This window comes from Stenomitos frigidus ULC18, assembly GCF_003003795.1.
Lineage (GTDB): Bacteria > Cyanobacteriota > Cyanobacteriia > Leptolyngbyales > Leptolyngbyaceae > Stenomitos > Stenomitos frigidus_A.
In genome coordinates this window covers 18,367-35,719 of the sequence record NZ_PVWK01000012.1, presented here as the reverse complement: position 1 = coordinate 35,719, position 17,353 = coordinate 18,367, and the positions used below count along the sequence as shown (strand labels likewise).

Genomic DNA, 17,353 nt, shown 5'->3' with positions numbered 1-17,353 from the left:
ATGTTGTTTTTGTCTGTAGGGACGTTACATGTAACGTCCCTACAGACAGGTCAACCACACGTCTAGAACACACTACCGCCTTCACCGACCTATCGACTCTAGGACAGAAACATTATGGGGATTTTGATTTTTCTTGTTGTACTCATTCTGATCGTTGGCTTCATTTTGATGGATGGCTACAACGGTCTGGTTACGCTTCGCAACCGTTACAAAAATGCCTACAGTCAAATCGACGTGCAGCTACAGCGGCGCTATGACTTGATTCCAAATCTGGTAGAAACCGCTAAAGGCTACATGAAGCATGAGCGGGAAACGCTAGAAGCGGTCATTACCGCCCGAAATGCGGCGTTGTCGGCGAACAGTCGCGCGGCGAGAAATCCTGGCGACCCCAGCGCCATGCAACAGCTAGGCGATGCGGAAGGTGCACTGACAGGTGCCTTAGGACGGTTGATGGTGTTGTCTGAAGCCTATCCCGATTTGAAGGCAGACCAGACGATGACGCGCGTCATGGAAGAACTATCCTCCACGGAAAATAAAGTTGCCTTTGCACGTCAGTCCTTCAACGATGCCATTACGCTGTACAACACCAAACGTGAAGTCTTTCCCAGCAATTTAGTGGCGAATGGTTTTAACTTTGCGGCAGCAGAACTATTAGAAGAAGTCGCGCCCGAAGTTAAAGCAGCACCACGAGTGTCGTTTAGTTAAGCAAGAGGCTATAGACCTCCGAGGTCTTTAAAGACCTCGGAGGTCTGGACAGTCGGGTTTCACCTGCTAACATCCTCTTGACGGAGCATCATGAACTTTTTTGAGCATCAAGATCAGGCACGGAAGAATACCCGGAAGCTGATTGTTCTCTTTGCCCTTTCGCTGCTGTTTATTACGGTGACGGTCTATTTGGCAGCGGTTGTTACGCTGTCAAGTTCGTATAACCGATCGAAAGCGAGAGAAGCTCACTATCAGGCGATCGAATGTGCTGAAGCCATGAGTGAGTATTCTCGGCTGTCTCAGATCGCCCTGGACAATGAGCTTCAAGCTAAGTGCTCAGCAGCGAAGAAGGCTAAGGAGTTTAGCTGGTGGAATCCCTCGCTGTTTTTCACCATTGGCACTGGCACAGTAGTACTTGTGGGCTTGGGTAGTCTGTATAAGATTCAGACCTTGAAAGCAGGCGGCAGCGTTATCGCTCAAGAAATGGGTGGACGGTTGCTGCTGGCAGACATGGCGCATCCCGAAGAACGACAGCTGTTGAACGTTGTAGAGGAGATGGCGATCGCCGCTGGTATTTCCGTTCCTGCCGTGTACGTGATGGATGGCGAGCAGGGCATTAATGCCTTCGCTGCTGGCTTCACGCCGAATGATGCTGTCATTGGGGTCACTCGCGGCACGTTGGAACTGTTGTCTCGCGACGAACTGCAAGGCGTCATTGGGCATGAGTTCAGCCATATTTTGAATGGTGACATGCGGCTCAATATCCGTCTCATTGGCGTTTTGCATGGGTTGCTGCTGATTTACATCACGGGACGCATTGTGATTGATTGGCGATCGCGCGATGAAAAAGGCAATGGCATGCTGGCGTTTGGCATTGCTCTGATGGTGGTTGGTAGTTTGGGCTTGCTCTGCGGACGGCTGATTAAAAGCGCCATTTCGCGTCAACGAGAATTCCTAGCCGATGCCTCTGCCGTGCAGTTTACGCGCAATCCGGCAGGGATTGCTGGTGCGTTGGATAAAATTGCCAGCCATCATTACAGTTCACTAGTCCGAACGCCAGCAGCGGAGAGCAACAGTCATCTTTTCTTTGGCACCGCCCTACGCTTCAACTTATTGGAAGAGCTGTTTGCCACTCATCCACCGTTGGCACAACGCATTCGTCGCCTGGATGCCTCAAAGCGACAGTATGCAGGGCAAACGCCCAGGTTCTCATCCGACAGTCAAGCAGCAGGGCAAGAATCGCTGACGATGGGGTTTGCTGGTGGTGGAGCATCAGTTACACAATCGCCCCATATCCAGGTTGATCCCGCGCAAGTGGTGTCGCAAGTGGGCACGGTGACACCCGCACACTACGCCTATGCGAAAGCCTTACTGGGACAGTTGCCTGAATCTCTTCAAGTAGGCATTCGGGAGCAACAGGGCGCGATCGCGATCGTCTACGGACTGTTACTTGATAGCCAAAATTCCGCTCTACGAACCAAGCAACTGGAGTGGCTGAAGCAGGTTGAACCAGCCGGCGTAATCGAAAAAACGCTGACGTTGAGTACTGACATTGAGGCGATCGATCCACGTTCGCGCTTGCCGTTGCTCGATCTGACCGTACCAACGCTGCGTCAGCTTCCTCCTGAAATACGCCAGCGCTTATTCAAATGCATGCAAGGTTTAGCCAATGCAAAGGGGCGCTGGACACTGTCGGAATTTGCGTTGGTTGCAGTGCTGCGTCATCGCTTGGAGTCATCAAAAGCGACTGTTGAGAAAGCCGCCGAGTTCGCGACGATCGGGCCAATCTGGTCAGACTGCCTGATCTTGCTGTCCGGATTGGCGCAAGTAGGACAAACAGGTGCCGAGGCGATCGCCTATGCCTTTCGTTCCGGGGTTTATCGTTTGCCAGGAGCGGGACAGGAAACGCTACCCGATGCCTCACCCGCTTGTAACATGCGAACGCTGAAACAAAGCCTCGATCGCCTGAATCTAGCAACACCCAAGCTCAAGCAAGCGATCGTGGATGCGTGCGCTCATACGGTGTTATTGGATAGCAAGGTGACGGTTCAAGAAGCCGAATTGCTAAGGGCGATCGTCATTCTGCTTGACTGCCCCATGCCGCCCTTTCTTGACCTCAGCCAAAAAACGATGACCAAAAAAGCCTGAGCGAACGTCAACCAGGCAACTTCCACAGCGACAGTAAGATCACTCATAATGCAAAGGTGCGTCCATTGGATACCTGAGAGGCAACCTGTGCGCGATCGACGATTCAATCTAACTTCCTGGCTTTTGGCGATGATTCTGGCAGCGATGCCGCTCCTGACAAGTTGCGACCTGCCTCAAGTGAGCGCTGAAGATCGGCTCTTTCTCAATCTGTCCGTTGACTTTTTGGACGAGTATCAGTTACCTAAGCAAGACTTTGAGGGCACTCGCGTGGGTGGGCTGTCAGGCATCACGTACGATCGTCAGCACGATCGCTTCTATGCCATTTCGGACGATCGCAGCGAATTTGCACCGGCACGGTTTTATACCCTCAAGCTCGCTCTGGATAAGGCTGATGCTAAAGCGCCAAGGATTAAAGCGGTCACGATCGAAGCAGTAACGCCCATCACGAGTGAAGATGGTAAGCCCTATCCAAAAGGGACGATCGACCCGGAAGGCATTGCCCTATCGCCACTGCGAACAGTACTGATCTCTAGCGAAGGTGTAACCCGTGAGGGGATCGCGCCCTTTGTGCGAGAGTTCGACCTCAAAACAGGGCAATGGAAACGCAGTCTGCAAATACCCAAGCGCTACATTCCCGATGCTAGAGGCGAACAGCAGACGCAGGGCGTGCAGGACAATCTGGGGTTTGAGGCGCTGACCGTCACGCCCGGCGGATATGGAAACACAGCGGTTGAGCCGTTCCGCTTGTTTACTGCGACTGAGTCATCCTTGAAGCAAGATGCTGAAGCAGGCGAGCTAGGAAAGGGCGCAAAAAACCGTCTACTGCACTACATGCTGGAAGCAAGTCGAGCCTTGCTTGTCTCAGAACATCTTTATCAGCTTGACCCACCACCACAAGGCGCAATCAGTCACGGGTTAACTGAACTTGCCGCGATCGATCAAGGTGGACATTTTCTCAGCCTGGAACGTTCGTTTAGCAACAAGGGGTTTGCCGTGAAGCTCTTTCAACTGTCGACGGGTGGCGCAACCGACATTTCATTGATCGACAGTTTGAAAGGTACTCTGAGTGGCACGATCGCTATTCCCAAAAAGTTGCTGCTTGACCTAGCTCAATTGGGAGTCCCGCTAGACAATTTGGAAGGCATGACGATTGGTCCTCGGTTACCGGATGGGAGTCAGAGTTTACTGCTCGTCAGCGACGACAACTTCCGTAACGAACAGGTGACTCAATTTCTCCTGTTTCGCCTCAAGGGCTTAACTTAAAGAGTACTGTTCTGGATCATGTTATTTCGTTCGTAGAGTTGTGTGTTCTGTCACTACGAACAAAACTTCACCAACGCATCAGAGGAGACAACGACAGTCCTAAGATAGTGTCAGTATTTTAATGCAGACACGATCCATGACTCACTCTACTGATATTGGTGCTCTGGGACGCTGGATGGCGGCAGACTTTAGCAACCAGGCACAGGCCTTTGAAAACCCTCCCCTTTTTGCCCATATCCGTGTTTGTATGCGTCCCTTACCTGTAGAACTGCTGTCGGGCTTGAGTTTGCTAGTGGAGCAAGCCTATGACTATGCGCTCAATGATCCCTATCGAGTCCGTGTGCTGAAACTGGTGCCGCAGGACGATCACATCGAAATCGAAAATTATCTGGTGCAAGACGAAGCGCCGTTTTATGGTGCCACTCGCGATGTGAAACGACTGGAAACACTGAAAGCTGACCAACTCCAAAAGCTGCCTGGGTGCAATGTGCATGTGCAGTGGACGGGGCACAGCTTCAAAGGGCATGTTGAACCAGGTAAAGCTTGTATGGTTGTACGGCGCGGAGCCACCACGTATCTCGATAGTGAATTTGAAATTGATGGCGAGAAATTCATTAGCCTCGATCGCGGGCGCGATCCTGAAACCGATGAACACTTGTGGGGTTCAATTGCAGGCCCTTTTGAATTTGTGCGTTGGGCTAGCTTTGCTGACGAGATTAAGCTTTAAGACATATTAAGGTGTAGCCATGTACGATTTGCTCCTGCGCAACGGTCGTTTACTCCAGTGCGATCAGACGATCGCTGATGTCGATATTGCGATTCAACAGGGGGCGATCGTTGCCATTGCACCCAAGATCACAGAGATTGCCAAACTCGAACTCGATCTGCAAAAACAACTGGTCAGCCCTCCGTTTGTGGAATCGCACATCCACCTCGATTCAGCACTGACAGTGGGCAAACCACGTTGGAACCAGAGCGGCACTCTGTTTGAAGGCATTGAAATTTGGCGCGAGCGCAAGCAAAACCTCTCGCTGGATGATGTGAAAACTCGTGCTATTGAAACTCTGAAGCAGCAGGCCACCCAGGGCGTCCTGTATGTTCGCAGCCATGCTGATGTCAGCGAAACCAGCCTCACCGCACTCCAGGCACTTTTAGAGGTGCGCGACGCTGTAAAAGAGTGGATCACGCTGCAAGTCGTTGCCTTTCCCCAAGACGGTATTTATAGCGGACCGCAGAATGACCACCTGATCGAGAAAGCGATGGAGATGGGTGCTGATGTGGTGGGTGGCATTCCCCATTACGAACTTACCCGCGAGGATGGTGTGAAATCGGTTCAGCGCATTTTTGCACTGGCGCAGAAATACGATCGCCTCATCGATATCCACTGCGACGAAATTGACGACGACCAGTCCCGCTTCCTCGAAGTGGTTGCTGCTTGTGTGCTTCGTACAGGCATGGGCTCTCGCGTAACGGCCAGTCATACAACCGCGTTTGGCTCTTACAACAACGCGTACGCCTTCAAGCTACTGAGCTTTCTTCGCCGCACCGAGCTGAATTTTATCGCCAATCCTCTGATTAACATTACCCTTCAGGGACGCACCGATACCTATCCCAAACGGCGCGGTGTCACCCGTGTCAAGGAACTTTGGCAGCAAGGCACCAATGTCAGCTTTGGGCACGATTGCGTCCAAGATCCCTGGTACTCTCTCGGCACTGGCAACATGCTAGATGTTGCTTCGATGGGGCTCCACATTTGCCAGATGACGGGCACGGCTGAGATCGATGCCTGCTATGACATGGTGACTTGGAACGGTGCCAAAACACTCAACGTGAGCGATCGCTACGGCGTTGAAGTCGGTAAACCCGCGAATCTCATCGTGCTCGATGCCCAAGACCGTTATGATGCTATCCGTAGACGCGCTACCGTGAGCTACGTCATTTCCCAGGGCAAGCTTCTCGCCCGCACCGAAGCGCCAAGAACGGTTTGGCACGGCGAATAGGTCTTTCTGAATCAAGTGGAGCGCACGGACGGTCGTCCCCACGTCAGTCGTAGGGGCAGGTTTGGCCACAAAGTTAACGGCTAGAGGTCAAGACTCTGGCAATGCCCGTACCCAACGGTGAATTTTTGTTTGGAGATCTCCTTAATTAAGTTGCAAGCAGGTAATTCAGGTAGCCCACCTGCCTACAGCCCACCTACTTACAGAGTATGTTGCAGTTTTTGCAATACTTTGTTACATTAGTTTACATAAGACGAAATAAAAGTTTACGGAGGGTTCTATGATTATCCTGGCTGCCTTATTTTTAGTGGGTTGGGCTGCGGTTGCTGTACTGGGTACCCAAGCCTATTTCCGTGGCGAACAGTCGAAGCCCATTCACGAGCGCAACTGGCGTTCTGAGTCTTTTGAAGTCTTGTCGGAAGCCGTAACAGGAAGCGCGATCGACTACACCACTCGCGTTCCTGCCTACGCTGATTTAGATGCTTACACTAGCAAGATACTACCCAACGCTTAAATCGCCTGGCCATCCTTAGGAAACGCTCTAGTTGACGAAACCCCTGCTCTAACAAGGAGTAGGGGTTTTTTACTGCTGTATCCTCTGCTTGCATACTTTGGATGAGATGGTACACTTGTCTTACCGAGTAGTACATCCGCTTTCAACTACGAATGTTGCCCTGTACTGCAGGATGCCGCTGGACCGCGCACAAAAAGCCGTAAGCGGCGTCTCTCATCAAGGTTAAGTCGTCCGTATGGGGTAGTGAATGACTCTAGAGCAGCCATTAGGCTCTGTTGTTCAGGGTTCCCTTAGCCAGGGTTTAGAAGTTCGTTTGCATCCCGACGTGTTTGTAGAAGACATGCGTGTCGGTAAGTTTCTGGTCGTTCAAGGGATGCGATCGCGCTTCTTTTGTATGCTCACCGATGTCTCTTTGGGTACGGGCAGCCCCCGCATTCTGGCCAACCCGCCTGACCCCAACAGTTTTTTGCAAGAAGTCCTCGCTGGTACTGGCACGTTTGGCACGATCAATTTGACGCCGATGTTGATGTTTACGCCGGGGGAAGCGGTCAGCGGTCAGCGGTCAACAGTCGGCAATCAGAAAACTGAAAGCCGAAAGCTGAAAGCCGAAAGCGCTGCTTCTTATCAAGCTCAAACGAGCGCTGATATCGAACTTCTTCCCGTCAAAACAATTCCCGGTCACTTTAGTCAGGTTTACGATGCGAGTGAGCGAGACTTTCGCGCCGTGTTTGGCTGGGAGGATGATCCGCAACGACGAAATTTCGCGATCGGACAGCCGATTGATATGGCAGTGCCCGTTTGCATTGACCTCGATCGTTTTGTCGAGCGCAGTAATGGTGTGTTTGGTAAATCGGGCACGGGTAAATCATTTTTGACGCGTCTCTTGCTATCTGGCATTATTCGCAAACAGGCAGCGGTCAACCTTATCTTTGATATGCACTCGGAGTATGGGTGGGAGGCCGCACGAGAAGGTAAACAGTTCAGCACAGTGAAAGGGCTACGCCAGCTCTTTCCTGGGCAGGTGCAGATTTACACGCTTGACCCCGACTCAACTAAACGACGGGGTGTGCGCGATGCCCAGGAGCTTTACATCAGCTTTGACCAGATCGACGTGGAAGACTTGATGCTGGTACGAGGCGAATTGAATCTGTCGGAAGCTAGTCTGGAAAACGCCATTATTCTCCGTAACGAGTTTGGTAAAGCGTGGATCACCCGCTTGCTAGCGATGAGTAATGGTGAGATCCAGGAGTTTTGCGAAACGAAGATGGGCAGTAAGTCTTCGATCATGGCGTTGCAGCGGAAGCTGAATCGTCTGGATGAGTTGAAGTACATTCGTCAAACCTGTCCTCACAACTATGTGGGTCAAATTTTGGAGTCGATCGAAGCCGGTAAACATGTCGTCGTTGAATTTGGGTCTCAGTCCAATTTGCTGTCGTATATGCTGGCAACTAATGTCATCGCGCGACGTATTCACCATGCCTACGTGCGGAAAGCCGAACAATTTTTGCAGACCAAAAAAGTGAGCGATCGCCCCCGACAACTGGTGATCACGATTGAAGAAGCGCATCGCTTTCTTGATCCTTCGACTGTGGGGCAAACGATTTTTGGGACGATCGCCCGCGAAATGCGCAAGTATTTTGTCACTCTTTTGGTCGTTGACCAACGTCCGTCTGGTATTGACAATGAAGTGATGTCTCAGATTGGGACTCGTATTACTGCTTTGCTCAATGATGAAAAAGATATTGATGCCATCTTTACGGGCGTTTCTGGGGCACAAAGCTTGAGATCGGTACTGTCAAAGCTTGACTCCAAACAGCAAGCCCTGATTCTCGGTCACGCCATTCCAATGCCTGTAGTGGTCAAAACCCGTCCCTATGATGAGACGTTTTATGCCGAAATTAGCGAACCAGCCTGGGAAGAGCTGCCAGCAGCCGTGGTTTTTAAAGCAGCTGAAGCAGCGAAGGCTGATTTAGGCTTTTAAGCTGAGGCAGCAAGGTCAACGCTGAATGCCAGCGGTGTCATATAACCGCCTTCTGCGCGACACAAAACAGCTACAACGACCTTCTAGTCTCTTAAAGCAAACAAATAAACAAATCCATCGACAAAGTGACAGCGTATATCTTACTCCACACCTTCGAGTCCTCGCCTAATCGTACTAGAGACGTTCGGTTATCCCTCTCACTAAAGACTGTTTAGAAGCAAACGATCGGGTCAAAATAAGTCATGTGGCAAAGTTGAGTATCCAGACTTTGACGTTAAGGCTCTAGCATAAACGTTCCTGAAACCTTAAAAAAATTGGAGGTTATCGATGGTGCTTAAACCTCAAAAATCATCCAGTCGGGTCATACTACAGGGCGAAACTAAAGATCTCTGCTTGCGTCTATAATATAGGCTATGATTAAATCCAAACTCATAATGATTCCGCATTAGTGCGTCGGTTTAGCGTTTCTGCGTCACCTAAAGTTATTTTTACCAAGCCTTCCGAGCCGCTACATCACGCTTCCACTCTTAGTAAGCCGTCTTAGATCGAGCCAACGTATGCTTGCAACGTTCTCGGTGCTGATGTCCAGAAGCAATACGTCAGCGACTAGCTGATCGCACAAGTAGGCAAGTGGTTTCTTTCTAAGAGAGCAACTCAAACTCAGACGTTCATCTTATTGCCCACGCCAGTTTTGCTACGGGCACTCGTTTTTCGCTTCAGTCATAGTTCCCTGTCCTTATGTCTACGGAGTTCTACGCATCCATGGCTACTGCCAACACCAAATCAAAAACGACGAAACCCACTTTTACGGCAGATATGGTTCGTACATACCTGCACGAGATTGGTCGTGTGCCGATGCTGACCCATGAACAGGAAATCATCTACGGCAAGCAGGTGCAGCAGATGATGGCACTGCACGACCAAAAAGATGGGTTGGCTCAGACGCTTGACCATGAGCCTACTGCCAAAGAGTTAGCCGATCACGCTCAAATGAGTGAAGCAGACTTTAAAGAGGTCATGCAGCGTGGTCAGCGTGCCAAGCAAAAAATGATCGAGGCAAACCTTCGCCTAGTCGTGTCGATCGCCAAAAAGTATCAGAAGCGCAATCTTGAATTCCTTGACCTGATTCAGGAAGGCACGATGGGTTTGGAGCGTGGCGTCGAGAAGTTTGACCCTATGCGGGGCTATAAGTTTTCGACCTATGCTTACTGGTGGATTCGGCAGGCAATTACGCGAGCGATCGCGCAACAAGCACGTACTATTCGGTTACCCATCCACATCACCGAAAAGCTCAACAAAATCAAGAAGGTCCAGCGAGAGCTTGCCCAGCAATTGGGTCGTAGTGCGACGGCTGCTGAGATTGGGGTTGCTTTGGAGCTTGAACCCGCCCAAATCCGGGAATATCTGACCATCTCGCGTCAACCCGTTTCCCTCGATCTGCGGGTGGGCGACAACCAGGATACCGAGCTGCAAGACCTGCTGGAAGATGATGGTCCCTCGCCAGAGCACTACATGGCGCAAGAGTCTCTGCGTCAGGACTTAGAAACGCTCATGGCTGACTTGACGCCGCAGCAACGTCAGGTGATTGCCCTCCGCTATGGCTTAGAAGACGGTAACGAACTGTCGCTGGCTAAAGTGGGCGAACGGCTGAGCCTGAGCCGCGAGCGAGTGCGTCAGCTTGAGCGGCAAGCCCTGGATCATCTGCGTCGCCGGAAGGCAAACGTGCGTGAGTATCTTGCCAGCTAGTTAGTGTTCTAAAGCAACGGAAGCAAGGATAAGCTGTTTCAAAATGGCTTATCCTTGTTTTTTGGCTATTGATCGCGCCAGAATCATTAGTTGCTTCTCTGGGCACACTGAAGTAAAACTGTTCTGCCCACACTCTTGAAACTTGCAACCGCATGAGAGACCGCATTCAAACACTGACGGCAAATTTGGGACAGGCGATCGTGGGTAAACACGATGCCATTCGGCTTGTTCTGGTGGCGTTAATCTCAGGTGGGCATACACTCTTAGAAGATGTACCGGGTGTTGGCAAGACCTTGCTGGCCAAAGCCCTAGCACGCTCGATCGACGGCAAGTTTCAACGGATTCAATGCACACCGGATCTCTTGCCCAGTGATGTCACTGGCACCAACATCTGGAACCCCAGTCAGGGGACGTTTGAATTTCTGCCTGGCCCCGTGTTTGCCAATATTCTGTTGGCAGATGAGATCAACCGCGCCACACCACGCACCCAGGCGGCGTTGCTAGAAGTGATGGAAGAGCATCAGGTAACGACAGACGGTATTTCACGCCCGGTGCCGAGGCCATTTTTTGTGATTGCGACTCAGAATCCTGTGGAATACCAGGGTACCTTTCCCCTTCCAGAAGCGCAAATGGATCGCTTCATGCTATCGCTCTCGTTGGGTTACCCAACCGAAGCAGAAGAACTGCAAATGCTGCAACGTCTGCAAACCAGAACCAGTGTTGATGCGTTGCAACCCTGCTTAGCGATCGCCGATATTCAGGCGCTGCAAAAACTCTGTGCACTTGTTAAGGTCGAACCCTCGTTGCAACAATACATGCTCGATCTGGTACGAGCAACACGGCACGACGAAGAAATTACGTTAGGAGTGAGTCCTAGAGGCACAGTGGCGCTGCACCGAGCTGCCCAAGCGCTAGCATTTTTAGACGATCGTGATTACGCCATTCCCGATGATATTAAGTTTCTCGCGCCCCATGTACTGGCTCATCGCATGATCCCTGTAGGTGGACGGAGAGCACGGACGGTCGTCGATCGGCTGTTGAACGACACTCCGATTCCCTAAACGCGAGAGCCAATCTCAGGTCAGATGTCCGGCTTGAAAGACCGAGTGTCCAGGCACAATGAGGCTCAAACGACTGATGCTTGTGGAGAAACCCGGTTTTTGCATCAGCCCTCCAGCGATCGCCTGTTCCCTGCGCTGCGAAAATTATTACCACTAACCGTCTATCTATAGTACTATTGTACTAACATTGGTAGAAGTACCTCTCGCATGCATCTGCCGAGAAACGTTTTGCTAGATTAGCTGGTTACCCCCGACCATGGACGAACTTCAAGCACGCATCAGGACGCGTCGATCGCTGCAGACCGATAGAAATCTTGCCGAACAGCCGTATCCAGAGTTTGAGTACTCTGATGATGCTCCACGGCAGGGTGAGGCAAATGTGGTGGAAATGCCTCATCGACAGGTGCAAGAAAGCTTATCTGACTCGCCACCAACGCAGCGCTCGGCAGCAAAGCTTCAGCAGGGCGCCAAGCAGAAGCCTGCCACCGCAAGCCAGAACGCGTTTTCCTTTCGACAAATGCGCGATGGGCATCAGCAGCCATACATTGATGAATTGAAGCGGCTGGAGGCACAAGCAGAGCGGATTAATCAACTGCTGGCGGAGCTCAAACGGAAGAAGGCGCGGGCTGAGACTGCAGAGCTATCAAAAGGTGAGACTGCAACGCCCAAGAAGAGAACCGCAAAAGGTAGCAAGCCATCATCACGATCGCCGCAGCGAGAGGTCTCACCGATGCCAGCCCAGGATGACGACACGGCAGCGTTAGAAGCACAAGCAGAGCGCATCAAACAGTTGCTGACAGAACTGGAAACCGCCATCGTACAGGGAGAAGCAATGCCCCAGAGTGACACGATTGCCCAAAGTCCGATCGCGCAAGGCATGGGTGAAAACCATGCACAGCCTTTGGATCAGCCTGCTTCTGTTACTCCACTCTCCCCCGCTTCTAATCCTGCATCCTTTGCCTCTGATACCTACCGCTATGCATCCAACACGCGACCGTTTTCGGTTAGTTCGCAAGTAACACCGGAGGCTGATCAGAAAGCACAGCAAGAAGCCACTGCAACCGCTCAGGCACTGCGCTATCTAGCCAGTCGCGATGTCAGCCAACCAGTGGAACCCACGATCGGGGCGACCCATCATGAACCACGTCGAACGGCAGCGCGATCGCGCACATCTCAGCCAATGGCGGGGCTTTCATCCATGCGACGGTATGGTTTACAGCTACGGCAGTTTCTTCAAATGCCGCAAAAATCGTTTGATAAGGTCGGCGATGCTGTGCTATGGATTGTGCTTGCGGCAGCCATACGCGTTGGAGCGAGGTTCCTGCTGGCACTGTTTCCACCACTCTCACCCGTTTTTATGTTGCTCATGTTTGCACCAGCCGTACTTGCTGTTTATCTAGTGCTGTTTGTCCCTAAAGCTGGGTTTGTTTCAATCTATCGGTTATTTCTCATCATGCTGGGATTGCTGCTAGGAGGACGGCTGTAGTGTGCTGTATGGAAGCTTGCTTGATGAGTGTCAACTGCCTTTACTGGGGCATAGCAATCCTGATGGTTAGGGTCACCTTGAGCACTGCACTAATGAGCACTGCACTAACGTGTTGCCACTCGCTGATGGGCCAGAAATCAGAAGTTGCCACCCCGTAACACCTGGTTTCTGAAGGCTCAGGTTCATTTGACTGCTCAGATTCGATCGATACATTAGGAGGATGGATGGAATACCCGAAGTCTGAACCATTAATTTCAAAGCGACTAATGGCTGGTGGTGCTGTACTGCTGGCGGTGGGGCTTTTGCTAGACCTGCACAGCTTGCCGTCCTTTTTAAGCAAAAAGAGTTCTGGTGAACCGTGCCAGGAGGTCGTGCAGTCGCAAGCAAAGTTATCCAGGCAGCAGTTAGCGCGCTTGCTCACTGTGCCAGAAGGTGGTAAAAAGCAAAAAGTGCAGGAAATTCTCAAAGACCCATACTGCAAACTGGCTGACCTTCAGGTGCGTGTTGGGGCAACCGCTCAACGGGAAGCCTACCCGCTAGAGTTTGAACCGCAGACCTGGTTGGTCATTCTCTATGAAGGCGAACAGTATGCTGGCTATCGATTCAATATTCGCTAGACCTGGAGTGGTCGGTTCGAGAAACCGCTACTGATTGCAAAATGCCTGTTCTACTACGCTGTACTCAGCCTCTAAATAAAGCGTTATTTGAGATTAAGCGCTTGTTTGCTGCCCTTTAGGCAGATAGTATGAAGAATTTCTGAAAAGTCCTCGCTCATAGCGTTGTGGACTCTTGATGGAGTCCATGTAGCGACGCAAGCTTCTGCAGAACTCATTTGAGATCTCAGGAAGGGGCAGCAAGCCGCTTTTTACTTAGAAACATTAAGTGATCGTTGCGAAATGTAACAGGTGGGCAGGGTGGACTGGGGAGATCTCCCTCCTGATTCAGCCACCCCTTGACTATGACTTTGCCCCTTTGCACGCTTGCAGGATTGGAGTGTAGTGTGCGGCTGAAAAGCTTATGAAAAGGCTTTTACAAACGGGGGTCGATCGTGCAGATAGCACTGACCAACGGTAAAAACCGTTATCTCTGTTTACTTTTCAACACAACTTTACCCCTCGATTCAATTCATAATCTGTTGTTATCAAACGATACAGAATGTTTGAAGCTCAGCTTATTGCTGGCTACCCATTAGCTGATACTATGAGAAGCAATCTAACGGAACGGGCGAGCAATTCGTTCATTGCACCCGGTCGCTGGAGCACAAAGATTACGACATCAACGAATTCCCTATTGACATAAGGTGTTTGCTGAGTTTCGGACGTAGGCAGGCAAACGCTTAGCTTACTTTGGTTACGGCGATCGAGGAAATTTTGTAGAGTTACACAGGAAGGGAGATTTATGTCTTACGCGCAAACTAGAACCCAGGCGAAGTCTGGGTACGAGGCTGGTGTTAAAGAGTACAAGTTGACGTACTACACACCAGACTACACACCAAAAGACACCGACATTTTGGCGGCATTTCGTGTGAGCCCACAGCCTGGTGTTCCCTTTGAAGAAGCGGGTGCTGCTGTTGCTGCTGAATCTTCTACAGGTACCTGGACGACTGTTTGGACTGACCTTCTGACCGACCTTGATCGCTACAAAGGTCGTTGCTACGACATCGAACCCGTTCCCGGCGAAGACAACCAGTTCATCGCGTACATCGCCTATCCTCTAGACTTGTTTGAAGAAGGCTCTGTGACTAACCTGTTTACCTCGATCGTGGGTAACGTGTTCGGTTTCAAAGCACTGAAAGCGCTGCGTTTGGAAGATTTGCGGATTCCCGTTGCCTACCTGAAGACCTTCCAGGGGCCTCCTCACGGCATCCAGGTTGAACGCGACAAAATCAACAAGTATGGTCGTCCGTTGCTGGGTTGCACCATCAAACCCAAACTGGGTCTGTCGGCGAAGAACTACGGTCGCGCCGTGTATGAGTGTCTGCGCGGTGGTTTGGACTTCACCAAAGATGATGAAAACATCAACTCGGCTCCCTTCCAGCGCTGGCGCGATCGCTTCTCCTTCGTGGCTGAAGCTATCTACAAAGCTCAAGCTGAAACGGGCGAAATCAAGGGTCACTACCTGAACGTAACCGCTCCTACCTGCGAAGAAATGTTGAAGCGGGCTGAGTACGCGAAAGAACTCAAAATGCCCATCATCATGCATGATTACCTGACCGCAGGTTTCACCGCTAACACCACACTGGCTCACTGGTGCCGCGACAATGGTATCTTGCTTCACATTCACCGTGCCATGCACGCTGTGATGGATCGCCAGAAAAACCACGGCATCCACTTCCGCGTGCTGGCAAAAGCGCTACGAATGTCGGGTGGCGACCACATCCACACGGGTACGGTTGTAGGTAAGTTGGAAGGCGACAAAGCCATCACCCTTGGTTTTATCGATTTGCTGCGCGAAAACTATATCGAGAAAGACCGCTCTCGCGGCATCTACTTCACCCAAGATTGGGCGTCCATGCCTGGTGTGATGGCTGTAGCCTCCGGTGGTATCCACGTATGGCACATGCCTGCGCTGGTAGAAATCTTCGGCGATGACTCTGTCCTGCAGTTTGGTGGTGGTACGCTGGGTCACCCTTGGGGTAACGCGCCTGGTGCAACCGCAAACCGCGTTGCTTTGGAAGCGTGCGTCCAGGCTCGTAACGAAGGTCGCGACTTGATGCGTGAAGGTGGCGACATCATCCGTGCCGCAGCGAAGTGGTCGCCTGAACTGGCGGTTGCTTGCGAACTGTGGAAAGAGATCAAGTTTGAGTTTGACGCAATGGATACCATTTAATCGTCATGGATGGAGGATGAAGGATAAAAGATAAATTGCTCGTCTAACTTCATCCTTCATCCTTTCCAACTCATCTTGTTCGCTATGGATCTCAAGCAAATTGCCAAAGATACTGCCAGGACGCTCGTTAGCTACTTGACGTATCAGGCTGTGCGAACAGTGATTGCTCAACTCAGTGAAACTGACCCGCCCCGTGCTTTCTGGTTGCAGAACTTTTCTTCTAAAGAAAAGATTCAGGATGGTGAGGCTTATCTAAAGGCTCTGTTTCAAGAGCGTCAAGATCTTGCCTTTCGCATCCTGACTGTCAGAGAGCATTTGGCAGAAGAGATCGCTGATGTGTTGCCTGAACTGCTCCGCTCAAGCACGCAGCAGGCAAATATGGATCAGCGTCGCCAACAACTGGAGCGGATGACGCAGATGGATCTGTCGGTTCCGAGCGTCAATCCAGAGCAAGAGCCAAATTCAGAAGAAACCTGATGAACAGGGTTAGCCGTTAGCAATGGGACGAATAGCCTCAAGCTAACAACTAGCCATTGACAACTAGCCACTATTACCCAATCGAGAACCTTATGAAGACCTTACCGTTTGAGCGTCGCTATGAGACGTTTTCATATCTGCCGTTGATGGACAACGCTCAGATCTCTCGCCAGATTCAGTACACCCTTGATCAGGGCTTTTTCCCCGGCGTTGAGTTTACGAATGACCCTAGCGCTGAAGCGCACTACTGGACGCTGTGGAAGCTGCCCATGTTCAGCGCTCGCTCTCCCCAAGAAGTGCTGAATGAAGTGCAGCAGTGCAAGTCTGAGTACCCCAATAGCTACATCCGTGTGGTTGCATTTGACAACATCAAACAATGCCAGGTGATGAGCTTTATCGTTCAGAAGCCACGCTAACAGCGGTTGATGCGTCACTGATGTGATTGGAAGCGGGGTAGGGTGGGCAATGCCTACTTTATCCCGCTTTTAACGTTGTGATGATGACTGAGAACGATATCCGTATCTGCTTTTTAGGTGAGTCGTTTGTTAACGGCACGGGCGATCGCACCCATCTCGGTTGGACTGGCAGACTCTGCCAAACGCTTTCCCAACTGGGCGATCGCGTCACGTATTACAATCTGGGTATCCGACGCGAAACCAGTACTGAACTGTTAGCACGCTGGCAGCAAGAGTGCGATCGTCGCCTTCCACCAGGTTGCCATCACCGCGTTGTCTTTTCGTTTGGGGTCAACGATACCACAATGGAAAACGGTAGTACACGCGTAGCCTTACCGCGATCGTTGGCCAATGCTCGACAGATTTTGAGTGTGGCTCAGCAAACCTATCCAATCCTCATGGTCGGTCTAGCCCCGATCGCCGACGATGAGGCGCAAAATATCAGAATTCACGAGTTATCAGGTCACTTGGCTCAACTGTGTGAATCGCTTAAAATTCCGTATTTAGATATCTTCACGCCCCTAAGCCAATCAGACATTTGGATGCAGGAAGCAGCGGCAGGTGACGGCGCTCATCCTGATGCCGCTGGCTATGTCGAACTCGCCCATCTCATTCAAGCATGGTCTGCTTGGAACGCGTTCACTGCTCTCTAACTCCTCCTTCCTTTCCGCTTTCTAGCTCCTCACTCCTT

General features: G+C 51.2%; 15 protein-coding genes. All 15 read left to right on the top strand.

The annotated features are described in order from the left end of the window. Positions 1 to 114: 114 nt before the first annotated feature. The 15 genes from C7B82_RS01980 (at position 115) to C7B82_RS01910 (ending at position 17,315) form a co-directional block, all read left to right on the top strand. Entirely contained in the window at positions 115 to 705 is a 591-nt protein-coding gene (locus tag C7B82_RS01980; protein WP_106254634.1) for a LemA family protein, read from the top strand. A gap of 90 nt (positions 706 to 795) precedes the next feature. Next, entirely contained in the window at positions 796 to 2,853 is a 2,058-nt protein-coding gene (locus C7B82_RS01975) for a M48 family metallopeptidase (protein ID WP_219903911.1), read from the top strand. 87 nt (positions 2,854 to 2,940) lie between these two features. Continuing rightward, positions 2,941 to 4,116, top strand: a complete 1,176-nt coding sequence (locus C7B82_RS01970) for an esterase-like activity of phytase family protein (RefSeq protein ID WP_245939689.1) — start codon at positions 2,941 to 2,943, stop codon at positions 4,114 to 4,116. Positions 4,117 to 4,252: 136 nt separating this feature from the next. Next, positions 4,253 to 4,843 carry a chromophore lyase CpcT/CpeT gene (locus C7B82_RS01965; protein ID WP_106254632.1) on the top strand — a complete coding sequence of 197 codons (591 nt, stop codon included), beginning with the start codon at positions 4,253 to 4,255 and terminating at the stop codon, positions 4,841 to 4,843. A 19-nt stretch (positions 4,844 to 4,862) separates the two neighbouring features. After that, on the top strand, positions 4,863 to 6,116 hold the full coding sequence (gene codA / locus C7B82_RS01960) for a cytosine deaminase (RefSeq protein WP_106254631.1): 1,254 nt from the start codon (positions 4,863 to 4,865) through the stop codon (positions 6,114 to 6,116). Between the two features lie 277 nt (positions 6,117 to 6,393). Next, the gene (locus C7B82_RS01955) at positions 6,394 to 6,627 is read left to right on the top strand and encodes a photosystem II protein, Psb35-related (protein WP_106254630.1); all 234 of its coding nucleotides are present in this window, start codon (positions 6,394 to 6,396) and stop codon (positions 6,625 to 6,627) included. Positions 6,628 to 6,874: 247 nt separating this feature from the next. Then, positions 6,875 to 8,608 (top strand): helicase HerA domain-containing protein, encoded by a 1,734-nt coding sequence (locus tag C7B82_RS01950; protein ID WP_106254629.1) that lies wholly within the window; start codon positions 6,875 to 6,877, stop codon positions 8,606 to 8,608. 762 nt (positions 8,609 to 9,370) lie between these two features. Next, complete coding sequence (locus C7B82_RS01945; protein ID WP_106254653.1) at positions 9,371 to 10,354, top strand: RNA polymerase sigma factor, RpoD/SigA family; 984 nt, start codon at positions 9,371 to 9,373, stop codon at positions 10,352 to 10,354. A 152-nt stretch (positions 10,355 to 10,506) separates the two neighbouring features. Continuing rightward, positions 10,507 to 11,415, top strand: coding sequence for an AAA family ATPase (locus C7B82_RS01940; RefSeq protein ID WP_106254628.1), 909 nt, complete (start codon positions 10,507 to 10,509; stop codon positions 11,413 to 11,415). A 256-nt stretch (positions 11,416 to 11,671) separates the two neighbouring features. Then, positions 11,672 to 12,901 carry a hypothetical protein gene (locus C7B82_RS01935; RefSeq protein ID WP_106254627.1) on the top strand — a complete coding sequence of 410 codons (1,230 nt, stop codon included), beginning with the start codon at positions 11,672 to 11,674 and terminating at the stop codon, positions 12,899 to 12,901. 224 nt (positions 12,902 to 13,125) lie between these two features. Further along, a complete protein-coding gene (locus tag C7B82_RS01930) occupies positions 13,126 to 13,518 on the top strand; it encodes a hypothetical protein (protein WP_106254626.1) in 393 nt (130 codons plus the stop codon). A gap of 781 nt (positions 13,519 to 14,299) precedes the next feature. Continuing rightward, a complete protein-coding gene (locus C7B82_RS01925) occupies positions 14,300 to 15,730 on the top strand; it encodes a form I ribulose bisphosphate carboxylase large subunit (RefSeq protein WP_106254625.1) in 1,431 nt (476 codons plus the stop codon). 84 nt (positions 15,731 to 15,814) lie between these two features. Further along, a complete protein-coding gene (gene rcbX, locus C7B82_RS01920) occupies positions 15,815 to 16,207 on the top strand; it encodes a RuBisCO chaperone RbcX (RefSeq protein WP_106254624.1) in 393 nt (130 codons plus the stop codon). A 92-nt stretch (positions 16,208 to 16,299) separates the two neighbouring features. Then, a complete protein-coding gene (locus C7B82_RS01915) occupies positions 16,300 to 16,623 on the top strand; it encodes a ribulose bisphosphate carboxylase small subunit (RefSeq protein ID WP_106254623.1) in 324 nt (107 codons plus the stop codon). 83 nt (positions 16,624 to 16,706) lie between these two features. Further along, on the top strand, positions 16,707 to 17,315 hold the full coding sequence (locus C7B82_RS01910) for a GDSL-type esterase/lipase family protein (RefSeq protein ID WP_106254622.1): 609 nt from the start codon (positions 16,707 to 16,709) through the stop codon (positions 17,313 to 17,315). The last annotated feature ends 38 nt before the right edge of the window (positions 17,316 to 17,353 follow it).